Origin of the sequence: Bacteroides zhangwenhongii (assembly GCF_009193325.2) — a bacterium.
Classification (GTDB): Bacteria; Bacteroidota; Bacteroidia; order Bacteroidales; family Bacteroidaceae; genus Bacteroides; species Bacteroides zhangwenhongii.
Window position 1 is genome coordinate 145,024 of sequence record NZ_CP059856.1, and the last position, 19,078, is coordinate 164,101.

The window sequence follows — 19,078 nt, forward strand, 5'->3', positions numbered from 1 at the left end:
AAAGAGGTGAACTATTTTCAGCGATTCACCTCTTTTTCTATTCTCAATATCTTATCCAGTGTCTTTTGAGCCTCTGTTGACGGAAATTGTGAAATAACTATTCTCAACGAATTCCGGGCCTTCTGATAACCGGTCGAAAAGACTTTTGATAATCCATCCCGATAACGCGCATATTGCATCTTAGTAGGCGATGCGAGTTTTTTAAAATCAGTATCCAACCGTTTCTTCTCCTTTTCAGCCATCAGATAATAGTAATTACCTAAGAATATATTAGCAGCCAGATTATCCGCATCCAGCTGCAAAACCTTTTCATACATACGCAGAGCCTCCTTTTCCTGCCCACGGCACACTTGCATCTCAGCACATGCCTCCAGATAATCTACATTATCAGGAGTCTTTTGAAGCAATTCCTTGTAAAACAGATAAGCCTTGTCATAACTCCGGTTCCTCCTATAAGCAGAAGCCAGTTCTACAGCTAATTTTGAACTAATCTCACTACTCTTATCAATGCTCGTCCAATAGAACATCTCGGTACGGTCTATATTCAAACCGATTGTTTGGCGGAAATAGCTCACAGCCTGTCCATGCTGCCCCGATTCAATGGCAGCAGACACTTTCTGCAACATCTCATCGACCGACTGTGCATTCAGCACTAGCGGCAATGAAAACAATGATAAAAAGAAGATAGTTAAGGCTCTCATAATCCCACTTTTGTTATTTAGTTCGTGACACACAAAGATACAATAAAAAAAATAAAAGATGTACCTTTGCGGACGAAAAGAACAATCAATTTGATAAAAGTGTTTTTATACAATGACAGATAAAAAACAGGTCACTGAAAACAGACGAATATTACAGATTGCCATCCCATCAATCATATCGAATATCACCGTTCCTTTATTGGGACTCATCGATGTCACCATTGTAGGTCATCTCGGTTCTCCGGCCTATATCGGGGCCATCGCCGTAGGGGGAATGCTGTTCAATATCATCTATTGGATTTTCGGATTCCTTCGTATGGGGACTAGTGGAATGACTTCGCAAGCTTACGGACAGCACGACCTTAACGAAATCACCCGACTATTGCTACGTTCCGTCGGAGTAGGATTACTCATCGCTTTCTGCCTGCTGCTGCTTCAGTATCCCATTCTGCACTTGGCATTTACATTTATAAAGACCACACCGGAGGTAGAACAACTGGCAACCACTTACTTCTACATCTGTATTTGGGGAGCTCCCGCCACCTTAGGGCTTTATGGATTTGCAGGCTGGTTCATCGGTATGCAGAACTCACGTTTTCCGATGTATATCGCCATTACCCAGAATATAGTTAATATTATTGCCAGCCTATGTTTTGTTTACCTATTGGATATGAAAGTGGCAGGCGTAGCCGCAGGAACTCTTATTGCCCAATATGCAGGCTTTTTCATAGCTCTTTGGCTCTATATGCGTTACTACCATACGCTCCACAAACGAATCGTCTGGAAAGAAATAATACAAAGACAAGCCATGTATCGCTTTTTTCAAGTCAACCGCGACATATTCTTCCGTACACTCTGTCTTGTCATGGTCACTATGTTTTTCACCTCTGCCGGAGCAGCACAAGGAGAAGTCGTTTTAGCCGTCAACACTTTGCTTATGCAATTATTCACCTTATTCTCCTATATCATGGATGGCTTTGCTTATGCCGGTGAGGCGTTGGCTGGACGTTATATCGGCGCAAAAAATCAAACAGGCCTCCGCAGTACCGTACATCATCTCTTTTATTGGGGATTGGGTCTTTCGTTTCTATTCACCCTCTTATATTCAGTTGGCGGGAAAAGCTTTCTAGGTCTGTTAACCAATGATATTTCAGTAATCGCCGCTTCCGACTCCTACTTTTATTGGGCACTTATCATTCCATTAGCCGGTTTCTCCGCCTTTCTTTGGGATGGTATCTTTATCGGCGCTACCGCTACCCGCCAAATGCTTTACTCCATGTTGGTAGCTTCCGCCAGCTTTTTCGGAATATATTACGGATTCCATTCCTTGTTGGGAAATCATGCCTTATGGTTGGCTTTCCTTGTTTATCTTTCACTAAGAGGAATCGTGCAAACCTTTTTAGGGAGACAAATCATGCGAAAAGTAATCGTGCACTGATGAGGAGTATCCGATAAATTATCTCTATATTTGCGGAAAACATTAAAAGTAAAAGATATGGCAAAGTATAAAAGAATTCTACTAAAATTAAGCGGAGAGAGCCTGATGGGCGAAAAGCAATACGGCATTGACGAAAAAAGATTGGCAGAATATGCGGAACAAATCAAAGAAATCCACGAACAAGGGGTGCAAATCGGCATTGTCATCGGAGGCGGAAATATTTTTCGTGGCCTAAGCGGAGCCAGTAAAGGTTTCGACCGTGTGAAAGGTGATCAAATGGGAATGTTGGCTACGGTCATCAACAGCCTTGCTCTCAGTTCGGCACTTGTCGCCACCGGAGTGAAAGCCCGCGTATTGACAGCAGTACGGATGGAACCTATCGGTGAATTTTACAGCAAATGGAAAGCCATCGAATGTATGGAAAACGGTGAAGTGGTTATCATGTCCGCAGGAACGGGAAATCCCTTCTTCACCACAGATACCGGTTCTTCACTGAGAGGAATTGAAATCGAAGCAGACGTTATGCTGAAAGGTACTCGTGTAGACGGTATCTATACAGCTGATCCCGAAAAAGATCCTACCGCAACCAAGTTTGACGACATCACTTATGACGAAGTTCTGAAACGTGGTCTGAAAGTTATGGATTTAACCGCTACTTGTATGTGCAAGGAAAACAATCTGCCTATCGTTGTATTTGATATGGATACGGTAGGCAACTTAAAGAAGGTAATCAGCGGAGAAGAAATAGGTACATTAGTACACAACTAATCTCCCGATCGAATAAAATTAATCGTCTGACAGTTGATTCTTTTTCGTCTGACTATAGTCAGACGAAAGTTCAACAGTAGTCAGACGCAAGTTTAACTATAGTCAGACGATTAATTTTATGCATGAACAAGATTAGTTCCCTCTTTACTTAGAAATAGTTTTTAGCATACGAAAGATTAAATTATACTATCAACCGCCTAAACGCTTGTTTATCATTGGTGAACTGCGTACTTTTGCACGCCATAAAAAAAGGACTAAGAACAATGAATAACAAGACCAAAGGTTTTATCTATGGAGCCATTGCCGCTGCCAGCTACGGTATGAATCCTCTTTTTGCACTTCCGCTCTATGCAGCCGGAATGAATGTCGATACCGTTTTATTCTACCGTTATTTCTTTGCCGCAATCGTGCTGGGTATTCTGATGAAAATGCAGCATCAATCCTTTGCACTTCACAAGGCAGACGTTCTGCCCTTAGTCATTATGGGTTTGCTGTTCTCTTTCTCATCGTTGCTCCTGTTTATAAGCTATAATTACATGGATGCCGGAATCGCTTCGACCATCTTGTTTGTTTATCCGGTAATGGTAGCTGTCATTATGGGGGTGTTCTTCAAGGAAAAAATATCCGCAATTACCGTTTTCTCTATTCTGCTGGCACTTTCAGGTATTGCTTTGCTCTATCAAGGAGATGGTGACAAACCGCTATCCACGTTGGGGATCATCTTTGTTCTGCTGTCTTCACTCTCATATGCTATATACATAGTAGGTGTGAACCGCTCAACATTGAAAAACCTGCCAACCACCAAACTTACATTTTACGCCATCCTGTTCGGACTATCGGTTTACATCGTCCGTCTGAACTTCTGTATGGAGCTGCAGGTTATACCATCCGTCTGGTTATGGGCAGATACATTGGCTTTGGCTATTCTGCCAACCGCCATATCATTGGTCTGCACCGCCTTAGCTATCCATTATATAGGCTCCACACCAACCGCCATTCTAGGTGCTTTGGAACCTGTGACAGCCTTATTTTTCGGTGTTATGCTGTTCCATGAGAAACTAACTCCTCGCTTAATGGTTGGTATTTTAATGATTATCACCGCCGTGACCTTGATTATCATCGGCAAATCACTCATAAAAAAGATGGGAATGCTGTTGCAGATGAACAAAAAATAATATACTTTTGCTACTTAATCAATCAAATAGCAACTTTAATTATCAAAAAATATGGTAGACGTAAAGACTTGCCTTGACAATGCACAAGAAAAAATGGATATGGCCGTTATGTATCTGGAAGAAGCACTGGCACATATCCGCGCCGGAAAAGCGAGTACCCGACTGTTGGACGGTATCCGCGTAGACTCTTACGGAAGTATGGTTCCTATCAGCAATGTAGCAGCCGTAACTACTCCCGATGCTCGTAGTATCACCATCAAACCGTGGGATAAGAGTATGTTCCGTGTCATCGAAAAAGCGATTATCGACTCCGACCTCGGTATCATGCCCGAAAATAACGGCGAAGTGATCCGTATCGGTATTCCCCCTCTGACGGAAGAACGTCGTAAGCAATTGGCAAAACAGTGTAAAGGCGAAGGCGAAACTGCAAAAGTCAGCGTACGCAACGCCCGCCGAGACGGTATCGATGCACTGAAGAAAGCTGTAAAAGACGGATTGGCAGAGGACGAGCAAAAGAACGCGGAAGCGAAACTGCAAAAGATCCACGATAAGTATATCAAACAAATTGATGATATGCTTGCTGAAAAGGATAAAGAAATTATGACTGTATAAGTTGAGCATGGAGAGTTGAGAGTTGGAAGTTACTATGTAGTATACCAACAACGCGACCAACTCTCAATTCTCAACTCTCAATTCTCAACTTATGAAAGGATTAGTAATCAAAAACACTGGTAGCTGGTATCAGGTAAAGACCGATGACGGACAGTTTATTGAATGTAAAATCAAAGGTAATTTCCGACTCAAAGGAATCCGAAGTACCAACCCGGTAGCGGTAGGCGACCGTGTCCAGATTATCCTTAACCAAGAAGGCACTGCCTTTATCAACGAAATAGAAGATAGAAAAAACTACATTATCCGTCGTTCTTCCAATCTTTCCAAACAATCTCACATCCTTGCCGCCAACCTCGATCAATGTATGTTGGTGGTTACTGTCAATTACCCCGAAACTTCAACAATCTTTATTGACCGTTTTCTCGCATCTGCAGAAGCCTATCGGGTTCCTGTCAATTTGGTATTTAACAAAATAGATGCCTACGATGAAGATGAGCTCCGATATTTGGACGCACTAATCAATCTATACACACATATCGGTTACCCCTGCTTCAAAGTTTCTGCCAAAAACGGTCATGGAGTAGAGGCAATCAGAAAGGCACTGGAAGGTAAGATTACACTGTTCTCCGGACATTCGGGAGTAGGAAAATCCACCCTTATTAATGCCATACTGCCGGGAATAGAAACCAAAACGGGGGAAATCTCTTCATATCACAACAAAGGAATGCATACTACCACTTTCTCCGAAATGTTCCCTGTGGACGAAGACGGATATATCATCGATACTCCCGGTATCAAAGGATTCGGTACATTCGATATGGAAGAAGAAGAAATCGGACATTACTTTCCCGAAATATTCAAAGTCTCCGCAGAATGTAAATACGGCAACTGCACGCACCGTCACGAACCGGGATGTGCTGTGCGCAAAGCGGTAGAGGAACATTTAATCAGCGAATCACGCTATACTTCCTACCTAAATATGCTGGAAGATAAAGAGGAAGGAAAATACAGGGCAGCTTACTAGATCCTAACTACAATATCTTATTTTTCTCATCACGATAAGAATACTGGAGAATTTAGACCATAAATTAAACCTTTTCTATCAAAAACAATCTAACCTACTAAGAGATCCAATGTAATATGCTATATACTATACTAAACCATGAATAAGAAGACTAAATGGGGGATTATCATCCTTGTTGGTGCCGGAATTATCGGTGGAGGAATTTATTCACAATTACCCAAAAAGAACGACGAACTAACAGCTGCCGACAAAATAATGAGCGGCAAATCTAAAAAAGGGAGACAAGTTTTAAATGTAAACGCCAAAATTATAAAACCGCAATCCCTGACAGACGAATTTACAACTACCGGTGTATTGCTGCCCGATGAAGAAGTAGATTTATCTTTTGAAACTTCCGGAAAGATTGTTGAAATCAATTTTGAAGAAGGAACATCGGTGAAAAAAGGACAGTTGCTTGCCAAAGTAAACGACCGACAGTTGCAGGCACAACTACAACGCCTCGTCTCACAGTTGAAACTGGCAGAAGACCGTGTATTCCGTCAAGACGCATTGCTGAAGCGAGATGCTGTCAGTAAAGAAGCGTATGAACAAGTAAAAACAGATTTGGCAACCTTGAATGCCGATATCGAAATTATAAAAGCAAATATTGAACTGACCGAACTGCGCGCTCCGTTCGACGGAGTTATCGGACTTCGTCAAGTCAGTATCGGTACTTATGCTTCACCGACAACAGTGGTTGCCAAACTAACCAAAATCGCTCCGCTAAAAGTCGAATTTTCCGTACCGGAACGTTACGCCAAGCAAATAAAGAAAGGAACAAACCTGAATTTCAGTGTTGAAGGCAATCTGGACGCTTTCGGTGCGCAGGTATATGCCGTTGAATCAGCTATTGACCCTAATCTGCACCAATTTACAGCACGTGCACTCTATCCGAATGTGAAGCATATTTTACTACCCGGCCGCTATGCGAGTGTATTATTGAAGAAAGACGAGATTGAAAACGCAATCGCTATCCCCACAGAAGCAATTGTACCGGAAATGGGTAAAGATAAGGTCTATTTATATAAATCGGGAAAAGCCGAACCGGTGGATATCATAACCGGCATCCGTACCGCATCCGAAGTACAAGTAATAAGGGGGTTGCACATGGGAGATACCATCATCACCTCAGGAACACTGCAACTCCGTACCGGACTTGCCGTAACGCTTGACAAAATTGATTAATACCTGCGCCCTATGAACATATCCGAATTAAGCATACGCCGCCCGGTATTAGCCACCGTACTAACCATCATTATCTTACTTTTCGGATTTATCGGATACAACTATCTGGGTGTCCGTGAATATCCGTCAGTGGATAATCCGATCATCTCTGTCAGTTGTTCTTATCCGGGAGCAAACGCCGACGTTATCGAGAACCAGATTACCGAGCCGTTGGAACAGAATATTAACGGTATTCCGGGTATCCGCTCTTTATCCAGTGTCAGCCAACAAGGACAGAGCCGTATCACTGTAGAATTTGAATTGTCCGTCGATCTGGAAACCGCTGCAAACGACGTGCGTGATAAGGTATCACGTGCACAACGGTATTTGCCGCGTGACTGTGACCCCCCTACCGTATCGAAAGCTGATGCGGATGCACAACCTATCTTAATGGTTGCTTTACAGAGCGACAAACGCTCGCTATTGGAGTTAAGCGAAATCGCAGACCTGACAGTCAAGGAGCAGTTGCAGACCATCTCCGATGTAAGTAGCGTTTCTATCTGGGGAGAGAAGCGTTATTCCATGCGCCTTTGGCTGGATCCGGTAAAAATGGCCGGCTATGGTATCAGCCCCATTGACGTAAAAAATGCGGTAGACAATGAGAACGTGGAACTTCCGTCAGGTAGTATCGAGGGAAATACCACCGAACTGACAATCCGAACACTTGGATTGATGCATACAGCTGATGAATTTAACGATTTGATTATCAAGGAATCGGATAACCGCATCGTACGTTTCAGCGACATCGGTCGGGCTGAACTAGGTCCTGCCGACATCAAAAGTTACATGAAGATGAATGGCGTACCAATGGTAGGTGTCGTAGTCATTCCGCAACCGGGTGCCAACCATATCGAAATTGCCGACGCAGTATATCAGCGTATGGAGCAGATGAAAAAGGATTTGCCGGAAGATGTACATTATAATTACGGATTCGACAACACTAAATTTATCCGTGCATCTATCAATGAAGTAAAGTCCACCGTATATGAAGCTTTCGTACTCGTTATCATCATTATCTTCCTCTTCCTGCGCGATTGGCGTGTTACGCTGGTACCTTGTATCGTGATTCCCGTCTCCCTTATCGGTGCATTCTTCGTCATGTACCTGGCCGGTTTCTCCATCAACGTACTTTCTATGCTTGCCATCGTATTGTCTGTGGGATTGGTGGTGGATGACGCTATCGTAATGACGGAAAACATCTATATCCGGATAGAAAAAGGAATGAGCCCGAAAGAGGCGGGAATAGAAGGAGCTAAAGAAATTTTCTTTGCTGTCATCTCGACAACCATTACACTGGTTGCCGTATTCTTCCCCATCGTCTTTATGGATGGTATGACCGGACGATTATTCCGTGAATTCAGTATTGTGATTTCCGGTTCGGTTATCATTTCTTCATTTGCCGCACTGACTTTCACGCCTATGCTGGCAACCAAATTACTGATAAAACGGGAGAAACAGAGTTGGTTCTATGCGAAAACAGAACCTTTCTTTGAAGGTATGAACCGTCTGTATAGCCGTTCATTGGCTGCTTTCCTCCGTAAACGCTGGATTGCCCTTCCTTTCACGGTCATCACTATATGTCTCATCGGATTTCTGTGGAATATAGTACCGGCCGAAATGGCTCCTCTGGAGGACCGTTCACAAATCAGCATCAACACTCGTGGTGCAGAAGGTGTGACTTATGAATATATCCGGGATTACACAGAAGATATCAACCAACTTGTCGATTCCATTCTTCCTGACGCCGAAGCCGTGACTGCACGTGTTTCCAGTGGTAGCGGTAACGTGCGTATTACTTTGAAAGATATGCAGGACCGTAACTACACCCAGATGGAAGTAGCCGAGAAAATATCGAAAGCGGTACAGAAAAAGACGATGGCACGTTCGTTCGTGCAGCAACAGTCTTCTTTCGGCGGTCGTCGCGGAAGTATGCCGGTTCAATACGTTCTTCAAGCTACCAATCTGGAAAAACTGGAAGAGGTATTGCCCAAATTCATGGCGAAAGTGTATGAAAATCCGGTCTTTCAGATGGCAGACGTTGACTTGAAGTTCAGTAAACCGGAAGCCCGTATTCAAATCAACCGTGATAAAGCCAGCATTATGGGAGTAAGTACTAAAAACATTGCTCAGACTTTGCAGTACGGATTAAGCGGACAACGTATGGGGTATTTCTATATGAATGGAAAACAATATGAGATCTTGGGAGAAATCAACCGGCAACAGCGAAATAAGCCGGCCGATCTGAAAGCGATTTATATCCGCAGCAATAATGGAGACATGATACAGCTAGACAACCTGATTGAATTGGAAGATGGTATTGCTCCTCCTAAATTGTACCGTTACAATCGTTTTGTGTCGGCTACTATTTCTGCAGGTTTAGCCGATGGAAAGACAATCGGTCAAGGTTTGGACGAAATGGACAAGATAGCAAAAGAAACATTGGATGATACTTTCCGTACAGCTCTGTCCGGAGACTCAAAGGAATACCGTGAAAGTTCTTCCAGTCTGATGTTTGCCTTTATCCTGGCTATTCTCCTAATTTACCTGATTCTGGCAGCACAGTTCGAAAGTTTCAAAGACCCGTTGGTTATCATGCTGACAGTGCCTTTAGCCATTGCCGGAGCATTAGTATTCATGTATTTCAGTGGTATCACAATGAATATATTTAGTCAGATCGGTATCATCATGTTGATTGGTCTAGTGGCTAAAAACGGTATCCTCATTGTAGAATTTGCCAATCAGAAACAGGAAACCGGAGAAGATAAAATGACTGCAATCAAGGATGCGGCCTTACAACGTCTCCGTCCGATCCTAATGACAAGCGCTTCTACGGTTTTGGGACTTATCCCGCTTGCCTTTGCCACCGGAGAAGGTTGTAACCAACGTATTGCTATGGGTACGGCAGTAGTAGGAGGTATGGTAGTCTCTACTCTTCTCACGATGTACATCGTACCGGCCATTTACAGTTATATTTCGACTAACCGAATCAAAAAACTAGAAGAATGAAACCGAAAGATATTTGTATGAAACGTATCGTATATATAATCACTGCATGTGCCTTTTCCGTTTCTGCAGTCAAAGCACAGCAAGTACTTACTTTAAAGGAGTGTCTGGAGGAAGGATTGCAGAACAATTACTCTTTGCGTATTGTCCACAACGAGGAACAGATCAGCAAAAATAATGCGACGCCGGGTAATGCAGGCTACTTACCTACTTTGGACTTCTCTGCCGGTTATGTAGGGAATCTGGACAATATTGAAAGCAAAGCACGTGAAACCGGAGAAATAACCAAAAACAAGGGTGTCTACGATCAGACTGTCAACGTAGGCCTCAACCTGAATTGGACTATTTTCGACGGATTCAATATCAGCACGACTTACAAACAACTTAAAGAGTTGGAACGACAAGGGGAAACGAATACCCGTATTGCCATCGAGGACTTTATAGCCGACTTGACAGCCGAGTACTATAACTTTATCCAACAAAAGATTCGTCTGAAAAACTTCCATTATGCAATGTCGCTCTCAAAAGAACGCCTGCGTATAGCAGAAGCGAGCCATCTTGTCGGTAAGTTTTCAGGGTTGGATTACCAGCAAGCAAAAGTGGACTTCAATGCGGATAGCGCTCAATACATCAAACAACAGGAATTACTGCACTCATCACGTATCCAATTGAATGAGTTAATGGCTAATAACGATGTCAATCAAATTGTTATTATCAAAGATTCCACTATCGAAGTACATAGCGACCTGAAGTTTGAAGATCTATGGAGTTCTACGTTGGCAACCAATGCTTCTTTATTGAAAGCTGACCAGAATACGACTTTAGCCCAATTGGACTACAAGAAAGTGAATTCACGCAACTATCCATATCTCAAATTAAATACCGGATATGGCTATACTTTCAATAAGTATGACATCAATGCCACTAGTAGAAGAGGAAATCTGGGATTTAACGCAGGAGTAACTGTCGGCTTCAACATATTCGACGGTAACCGCCGCCGCGAAAAGCGGAATGCAACTCTTACTTTTAAGAACCGTCAACTGGAACGACAGAATCTTGAATTAGCACTACGTTCCGACCTCAGCAATTTATGGCAAGCTTATCGTAACAATCTTCAGTTATTGAATCTGGAACGACAGAATCTTATAACAGCTAAAGACAATCACGATATTGCAATGGATCGTTATATACAGGGAGACCTTTCCGGTTTTGAGGTACGTGAAGCACAAAAAAGTTTGTTGGATGCGGAAGAACGTATCCTTTCCGCTGAATATAACACCAAAATCTGCGAGATCTCATTGTTACAAATCAGCGGAAAGATAACAAAATATTTGGAGGAATAAGAGAGAGATTTATCCCATTATGTATTTTGCCGGTTTACCAATACGGTGTACCAGATTCACAATCAACCAGGAGACAGCAAATGCCATTACTGCCGCTACCGGTATTTGCAAAGGAATGGGTATACCAATAGCCCGCGTCAACATTACAGCCGGTCCGGTAAAGAAATAATGAATCATATAAACTCCGAAACCACATACGGTAAGGTTTGCTAATGCCTTCCGTATTCTTTCTGAACGGATATTGACTTTTTTTGCCAGCATAAATACAGGAATGGTCATCATTACCACATTAAGGGAGCAATAGGTAAAGAACAGCTCTAACATCTCATCCGTATAATCCGGTAAAGCTGTCATATGGCGGAAGCCGAAGAACGTCACAACGTATCCGATCACAAACATCGGGATACCAGTTGCCAATGTCTTTTTCATGCTCCAATCAAGATTCTTCAAATAGTGGCCTAACAGCAGATATCCGTTGAATCCGGCAAAGGCATATAACATTCCAAATGAGTTCCATGAGCAAGTGCCCCATAAATAACCGTCAACAAACTGATAATAGTAAGGCAACAGCAAGGTAACTCCCCAAGCTAGCAGAAACATCTGCTTAGCACGTTCCGAAGCCTTCTCTACCCATGCCGAAAATATAGGTAAATAAAGATAAAGTCCGATAAGCAGATAAATATACCACATATGTACTGCCAATATAGAGAAGTTGAATGGGATATTCAAGATATATTTGACAGCAACCGAGAAAGATTGCCTCATGACTTCTTCGCCGGCATAAGGAAAGAAATCAAGAATAATCTGGGGACTGAATCCTAACAAACCCGTTATCCAGGGAAAAAGATTATAAATAACAGACCAGATTAAGAACGGATACAGGACACGGGTAATCCGTTTCTTGTAAAAAGCGGAAGTATCGCCTCGCACAGGTAAAAGCAAAGCTCCTGTTATCATCACAAACAACGGCACACATGGACGAAGGACAGATCCGTATATAGCCCCCCATAATTTAATCTCTCCGATATTGGGAGCAGTGCCCGGATAAAAATTAAAAGGATCGGCGCAATGGCAGCAAACGACTGTAAACATTGCGATAAAACGTACAACATCCAGCCATACAATATGCCGGTTCTTCTGATTAGGTAGTTCAATTGTCGATGTTTTCATTATGGCTAGTAATAGAAAGGGAAATTAGTAAAAAAGGGATACCTATACGAAACTGACAGGTATCCCTCCAATAATGGTTTATATAAAAGAATTATAGACTAATTATTTAGTACAATTCCAAGGTTTCAGTTGCTTGAAGAAGTCATTCCCCTTATCATCGACCAGAATGAATGCCGGGAAATCTTCCACTTCAATTTTCCAGATCGCTTCCATTCCCAGTTCAGGATATTCCACGCACTCAATGCTCTTGATATTATTCTGAGCGAGAATAGCCGCAGGACCTCCGATAGAGCCAAGATAGAAACCACCGTACTTCTTACAAGCATCTGTCACCTGCTGGCTACGGTTACCTTTTGCCAACATAATCATGCTGCCGCCATGACTTTGGAACAAGTCAACATACGGGTCCATACGTCCGGCAGTAGTCGGTCCCATGGAACCACATGCCATACCTTCCGGTGTTTTTGCCGGACCGGCATAGTAAATAGGATGATCTTTGATATACTGAGGCAAATCTTCTCCACGATCCAAACGCTCTTTCAGTTTGGCGTGAGCGATATCACGGCCCACAATAATAGTCCCATTCAATGACAGACGGGTAGCCACCGGATACTTAGTCAGTTCCTTCAAGATTTCAGGCATCGGACGGTTCAGGTCGATTTTAACCACATCACCTTCTCCTGCCTTACGCAATTCCACCGGAATCAGTTCTCCCGGATTTGAATCCAGTTTCTCAATCCAAATGCCATCTTTATTGATTTTACACTTGATATTACGGTCGGCTGAACAAGAAACGCCCAAACCTACCGGACAAGAAGCACCGTGACGGGGCAGACGGATGATACGCACATCGTGAGCCAAATACTTACCGCCAAACTGCGCACCCAGACCAATCTTATGCGCTTCTGCCAATACTTCCTTTTCCAGTTCAATATCACGGAACGCACGACCATATTCGTTTCCTGTTGTCGGCAAGTTATCATAAAAATGAGTAGAAGCCAATTTCACAGTCAGCAGATTCTTCTCTGCAGAAGTACCGCCAATTACGAAAGCGATATGATAAGGAGGACAAGCGGCTGTCCCCAATGTTTTCATCTTTTCAACCAAGAACGGAACCAGTGTGCCGGGATTCAAGATAGCTTTAGTCTCTTGATAGAGATAAGTTTTATTGGCTGAGCCACCACCTTTGGTCACACAAAGGAATTCATATTCCATACCTTCGGTAGCTTCGATATCAATCTGTGCAGGCAGGTTACATTTCGTATTCACCTCATCATACATATTCAGAGGCGCATTCTGAGAATAACGCAGATTCTCTTCGGTATATGTTTTATAGACTCCCAATGACAGAGCTTCTTCGTCAGAATAGCCCGTCCACACTTGTTGTCCTTTTTCACCATGAATGATGGCAGTACCGGTATCCTGGCAGAATGGAAGAACTCCCTTTGAAGCAACTTCCGCATTGCGCAGGAAAGTCAATGCCACATACTTATCATTCTCACTTGCTTCCGGATCACTCAGAATCTTAGCAACTTGTTCGTTGTGCGAACGACGAAGCATGAATGATACATCACGAAAAGCCGCATTAGCCATCGCGGTCAAACCTTCTTTCTCAATTTTCAGGATGGGATGTCCTTCAAACTCGCCTACCGACACATAATCTTTGGTAAGCAGATAATACTCAGTTGTATCTTTTCCCTTTTCAAACATGGGCTGATACTTAAACGGAGGTGTTGCCATAAGTTTCTTATTTTATTACGTAATGTTAGTTAGTGTCGCAAAGGTAGCAATTAAGAATGAAGAATGGCGAATGATGAATAAAGAATTAAGAATGAATAACGGAGAATATTTCGATTATTCTACGATAGTCTCAATTCGCTTGATAAGCTCATTCCCCAAGGCTGTCTTCTCCTCAATATGTTTCAACACAGCCGTCACAAATGTATTGCTTTCAAAATCCCCGCGCACCTGTTCGAAATCTTGTCGCATCTCGTCGTGCGAGCCATCCGCACCAAATCCGGTCATAGAAGAGAGCGAGAATTCCTTCTTTGCATCTTCATACACCATTTTATCCAGTCCCACTACGGATTCCTGCCAGGATTTTACAATACGAATCACATCCTGAGCTGTGATGGTTTCCGGATTTATACCATAAAATTCCTGAATCTTATGATAAGCCCATGTCCATTCGTAGGTGTAATAATTCTCGTGCATCTCCGCAAAGCAGGCATTGATGGATTTCAAACGGTTGACAGTACCATTCTCAATTCCATCCAACAGACGGTCTATCTCACTCTTCGGAGCAATGAGTCCGGAAACGTCCACCCATTCTCCCACTCCGATTTCCGTGTCGGGCTTCAAACGTTGACGAATTTCCTCATTGCTTTGGAAATTGATACCCTCCAATCGTTTAATAATCGAATTACCCAAGAACTTATGAATGGCTATCTCATAAAAACGAATACCGTTATTCAAAGAAGTGTTTTTGATCTTGGCACTCTGATAAGAGTAAATCTCTGAAGTTTCACCGGATACCCGTCGCAATTCTTTCAAAATGGAACGTCCCTTGAACATCTTTTGGATGGTATAAGGGCTCAAAAGGTTATAATTGATATAATCCAGACGGTTCGGGTCTTGTCGTTTATCGCGTCTCGGCCATTTCTGTGCATCGCGGATAGTACCGACACTTCTCAAATTGACACCCGGAACCAGATAGGTCGTATTTCTCTGCTCTATCAGATAAGAGAAGGGAAGATTGGAGGTATCGGCATGATTGACATGGCGTCCCATCACCAAAGAAAAAGCTCCGACACGAGCCGGCCACAAGATATAGGAATCAGAAGTCGTTTTGGCTCCTCTCTCCATTGTTCCTTGATGAATCGGACCGAGTTTATACATATGATTGCTCTGATTGGACCCCGAGCCTGCATTCATAAATGAGAACATTCCGGCAATCAGCAAGGTAGATTTGTGATGTGTCACCGTGAAAGGACCTGCAAAGATGGCACAGGCCTCACCGTTCTCTCCTTGGCAATTACTAAAGAACAAAGAATCGGAAGCAGAATAGTTATGTCCCAATTTACAGGACTGCCCTACAAAGCAACGGCTCAACATAGTGCCGTCATCCACTTTAGAGCCGGAGGAAATAATGAAATCATCACAAATCACTCCGTGTCCGATATGTACGGGAGCTGTCACATTGCTGTTTATGCTACCATTGGACAAACGGCACGTTCCGCAAATATGACAATAGTCGCCAATCCGGACATTTTTAATAGACCCTGTATTGAGAATCATAACATGCTCTCCGATACTCCCGATAGCGGAAGCATGCTTGTTGGAATAATAATCCGCAATCGACTTCATACGGTTTATCAACTCAGGACGATGGCGGTACAATGCCAGTATATAAGCCTGATGCGCAGACAATTTATCATTAATCAGCACCTCACGTCCCCCTGTTTCATTAAGAACCGCTACTTCTACCCCGTTGCCGAAAGTCGTCAACTTGTCTACCAGAATGATATCTACATTTTCGATGAAGGTATCACTGCCAATTTCGTAATTAGCTATATAATTCTGGATATTTTCAATGCAGCAGTTATCCCCCACTGTTACATTGTGCAGTGTCACATGGCGCAATCCCGAATGTTTTTTGATACCTCCCGGCAATGTAAACTCAGACTCGAATACGCCCAACTTCACTTCTCCCGAAAAGCGGGTATGGTGAACGAACTCACAATTAAAGCCTTCGGCAACCAAAACATTTCCCCAATCATCAGCCAAACACGATTGGCTCTTCAACTGAAGTACCTCATCTTCAGTCAATCTACGATAGTCTTTCATATAAATAAAGTGTTATTTATTCTTCCTCTTCGTAGGTCTGATAAAGAAAATCGTTATAAGGGTATTTCTGAACGTGCAATTCTTTCACTCGTTGATAAACTACATTTTTCAGTTCGTCCATATTGATTCGCTCGCGGGCGGAAATAAAGAGGCAATTATCCTCCATCTTTGCCATCCACGTCTTCATCAGCTCTTCGAGTGTCAAGTTTTCTTTTGTTCGGGGGGTAAGGTCGTCCGATGCTTTCTCTATGTAAGTGTAAGCATCTATTTTATTAAATACAAGTATCATGGGTTTGCCACCGCCGCCAATCTCGGCCAGTGTCTTATTTACCACTTCAATCTGTTCTTCAAATCCGGGATGGGAAATATCCACTACGTGCACCAGCAGGTCGGCTTCGCGCACCTCATCCAATGTTGATTTGAAAGAGTCCACCAAATCGGTAGGTAACTTACGGATAAATCCGACCGTATCTGACAAAAGGAACGGTAGATTCTCGATAATTACCTTACGGACAGTGGTATCCAGCGTTGCAAACAGCTTATTCTCCGCAAATACCTCGCTCTTGGACAGGAGGTTCATAATGGTCGATTTACCAACATTGGTATACCCCACTAAAGCAACACGAATCATGCGTCCGCGATTTTTACGCTGGGTAGCCTTCTGCTTATCAATGTCTGCCAGACGTTCTTTCAGCAACGACATACGGTTCAGGATGATACGACGGTCCATTTCAAGCTGTGTTTCACCCGGACCACGAAGTCCCACCGAGCCTTTACCTCCACCTGCACCGGAGCCACCTCCCTGGCGTTCCAAGTGAGTCCAAAGGCGTTGCAAGCGTGGCAACATATATTTATATTGCGCCAATTCCACCTGTGTTTTAGCATTGGCAGTCTGGGCACGCATGGCAAATATATCAAGAATCAGCGAAGTACGGTCAAGTATCTTCACCTTCAATTCGGCTTCGATATTACGGATTTGTTTCGCGGAAAGCTCATCATCAAAGATAACCATTCCCACTTCACGTTCTTCCTCCTCTTCGTTACGGATATATGTTCTTATCTCTTCCAGTTTTCCTTTTCCTACATAAGTCACCGAGTTAGCCGTCGGCAACTTCTGTGTAAATCGTTTCACTACTTCCGCCCCAGCCGTCTCGGCAAGGAATGCCAATTCATCCAGATACTCGTTCGTTTTACGCTCATCCTGCGTCTGAGTGATGAGTCCGACCAGTACTGCTGTCTCTACTTTGGCTTCGGATATTACAAATTCTTTCATTCTTTATTTTTAATAATAATATGGGTGCAAATATAGCAAAAAAAGATAATCTTTTTAGAGATATTAATGCATATTCATCACCGATGTAGCACAGAACTACATCTAAATTGTTCTAACATCAATAAAAAAAACAGAAGTATGGAAAAGATTAGTTACAACCTTGTGTTTAACAGAAAAAAGAATTTGAATAAGAGAGGAATGGCATTAATACAAGTGGAAGCTTACCTTAATAAGAAAAAGATGTATCTCTCCACTAAAATCTATATTAAACCAAACCAATGGGACGACAAACGGAAAATGGTAAAGAACCATCCTAATGCAGACATCCTAAACTGTATGTTATACGAATATATATCTACAATAGAGCAAACAGAACTCGGATTGTGGCAACAGGGAAAAGAGATTTCATTGAGTTTATTAAAGGACTTACTTGAGAAACCTGTAAGCAACGAAAAGTCTTTTTTAGATTTCTATAAAGAAGAACTAGCAACCTCTTCTTTGAAAGAAAGTACCAAGCACAACCATCTTTCCACCCTCGAATTACTTCAAGCGTTCAAAAAAGAGATCTTCTTTACAGACCTCACATTTGAATTTGTTTCCTCATTCGATTCTTATTTGCAATCTCGGGGATATCATCTTAATACGGTTGCCAAGCACATGAAACATCTAAAACGTTATGTCAATATTGCTATTAATAAAGAATATATGGATATACAGAAATATGCCTTCAGAAAATATAGAATCAAAAGTGTAGAAGGCAGACATACCCATTTGTCTCCTGAAGAATTGCATAAACTGGAAGAAGTTCAACTCACAGAAAAGTTTGCAAAATTACAAAAGCCCAAAGATGCCTTTTTATTTTGTTGTTACGCTGGGTTACGATATTCTGATTTCACTCACCTGACCTCCGAGAATATCATTGAGTTTCATAGGGAATTTTGGCTTATCTATAAATCTGTCAAAACAGGCACTGAGGTACGCCTTCCATTATACCTATTGTTCGAGGGCAAAGGTGTTCATATACTCCACCGCTACAAGAATGACCTCGATAGTTTTTTCAAGTTAAAAGATAATTCCAATCTTAACAAGGAACTGAATGTACTAGCCAAATTGGCAGGAATCAGCAAACACATTTCTTTCCATGTGGCCCGCCACACGAATGCTACCTTATTAATATATAACGGTGCAAATATAACTACCGTACAAAAATTGTTGGGACACAAAAGTGTAAAAACCACTCAGGTATATGCCAATATAATGGACATCACAATCGTACGTGACCTCGAAAAAGCTGCTTCACAAAAGAATGAGTAACACTACCCACACACAAACATAGCATAATTCACCACATCACCACAGATTACACGGATTAACACAGATTAAAATCCGCGCATTGATAATCTGCATTTATCATCTGTGTTAATCCGTGTAATCTGTGGTGAAAAACGAGTTCTGACACAAA

Annotated in this window: 14 protein-coding genes; 9 read left to right on the top strand and 5 right to left on the bottom strand. The window is 42.5% G+C overall.

Features of this window, described 5'->3' with window-relative positions:
- Positions 1 to 17: 17 nt before the first annotated feature.
- Positions 18 to 701: a tetratricopeptide repeat protein gene (locus GD630_RS00680; RefSeq protein WP_143865241.1), complete on the bottom strand. Its 684-nt coding sequence runs from the start codon at positions 699 to 701 to the stop codon at positions 18 to 20.
- A 112-nt stretch (positions 702 to 813) separates the two neighbouring features.
- On the opposite strand from GD630_RS00680, the gene GD630_RS00685 reads away from it, so the two are divergent.
- The 8 genes from GD630_RS00685 to GD630_RS00720 all read left to right on the top strand — a co-directional run bounded on the left by GD630_RS00685 (position 814) and on the right by GD630_RS00720 (position 11,327).
- The gene (locus tag GD630_RS00685; RefSeq protein WP_143865242.1) at positions 814 to 2,139 is read left to right on the top strand and encodes an MATE family efflux transporter; all 1,326 of its coding nucleotides are present in this window, start codon (positions 814 to 816) and stop codon (positions 2,137 to 2,139) included.
- A 57-nt stretch (positions 2,140 to 2,196) separates the two neighbouring features.
- The gene (gene pyrH / locus GD630_RS00690) at positions 2,197 to 2,907 is read left to right on the top strand and encodes a UMP kinase (RefSeq protein WP_007767185.1); all 711 of its coding nucleotides are present in this window, start codon (positions 2,197 to 2,199) and stop codon (positions 2,905 to 2,907) included.
- Positions 2,908 to 3,170: 263 nt separating this feature from the next.
- The gene (locus GD630_RS00695; protein WP_143865243.1) at positions 3,171 to 4,082 is read left to right on the top strand and encodes a DMT family transporter; all 912 of its coding nucleotides are present in this window, start codon (positions 3,171 to 3,173) and stop codon (positions 4,080 to 4,082) included.
- A 51-nt stretch (positions 4,083 to 4,133) separates the two neighbouring features.
- Positions 4,134 to 4,694: a ribosome recycling factor gene (gene frr, locus GD630_RS00700; RefSeq protein WP_007757891.1), complete on the top strand. Its 561-nt coding sequence runs from the start codon at positions 4,134 to 4,136 to the stop codon at positions 4,692 to 4,694.
- Between the two features lie 91 nt (positions 4,695 to 4,785).
- Positions 4,786 to 5,718 (top strand): ribosome small subunit-dependent GTPase A, encoded by a 933-nt coding sequence (gene rsgA, locus GD630_RS00705; RefSeq protein WP_143865244.1) that lies wholly within the window; start codon positions 4,786 to 4,788, stop codon positions 5,716 to 5,718.
- 138 nt (positions 5,719 to 5,856) lie between these two features.
- Positions 5,857 to 6,942, top strand: a complete 1,086-nt coding sequence (locus GD630_RS00710; RefSeq protein WP_007767191.1) for an efflux RND transporter periplasmic adaptor subunit — start codon at positions 5,857 to 5,859, stop codon at positions 6,940 to 6,942.
- 12 nt (positions 6,943 to 6,954) lie between these two features.
- Positions 6,955 to 9,987 carry an efflux RND transporter permease subunit gene (locus tag GD630_RS00715; protein WP_143865245.1) on the top strand — a complete coding sequence of 1,011 codons (3,033 nt, stop codon included), beginning with the start codon at positions 6,955 to 6,957 and terminating at the stop codon, positions 9,985 to 9,987.
- Complete coding sequence (locus GD630_RS00720; RefSeq protein ID WP_143865246.1) at positions 9,984 to 11,327, top strand: TolC family protein; 1,344 nt, start codon at positions 9,984 to 9,986, stop codon at positions 11,325 to 11,327. The genes GD630_RS00715 and GD630_RS00720 overlap by 4 nt, the downstream gene beginning before the upstream one ends.
- 9 nt (positions 11,328 to 11,336) lie before the next feature.
- Here GD630_RS00720 and GD630_RS00725 read toward each other — a convergent pair whose 3' ends face one another.
- The 4 genes from GD630_RS00725 to hflX all read right to left on the bottom strand — a co-directional run bounded on the left by GD630_RS00725 (position 11,337) and on the right by hflX (position 17,616).
- A complete protein-coding gene (locus tag GD630_RS00725) occupies positions 11,337 to 12,497 on the bottom strand; it encodes an acyltransferase (RefSeq protein WP_143865247.1) in 1,161 nt (386 codons plus the stop codon).
- 102 nt (positions 12,498 to 12,599) lie between these two features.
- Positions 12,600 to 14,237 carry a fumarate hydratase gene (locus GD630_RS00730; RefSeq protein ID WP_143865248.1) on the bottom strand — a complete coding sequence of 546 codons (1,638 nt, stop codon included), beginning with the start codon at positions 14,235 to 14,237 and terminating at the stop codon, positions 12,600 to 12,602.
- Between the two features lie 114 nt (positions 14,238 to 14,351).
- Entirely contained in the window at positions 14,352 to 16,343 is a 1,992-nt protein-coding gene (locus GD630_RS00735; protein WP_143865249.1) for a DUF4954 family protein, read from the bottom strand.
- A gap of 16 nt (positions 16,344 to 16,359) precedes the next feature.
- Positions 16,360 to 17,616 carry a GTPase HflX gene (hflX, locus tag GD630_RS00740; protein WP_143865250.1) on the bottom strand — a complete coding sequence of 419 codons (1,257 nt, stop codon included), beginning with the start codon at positions 17,614 to 17,616 and terminating at the stop codon, positions 16,360 to 16,362.
- Positions 17,617 to 17,754: 138 nt separating this feature from the next.
- Between hflX and GD630_RS00745 the strand changes: the two genes are divergently transcribed.
- On the top strand, positions 17,755 to 18,930 hold the full coding sequence (locus GD630_RS00745; RefSeq protein WP_143865251.1) for a site-specific integrase: 1,176 nt from the start codon (positions 17,755 to 17,757) through the stop codon (positions 18,928 to 18,930).
- Positions 18,931 to 19,078 lie beyond the last annotated feature (148 nt).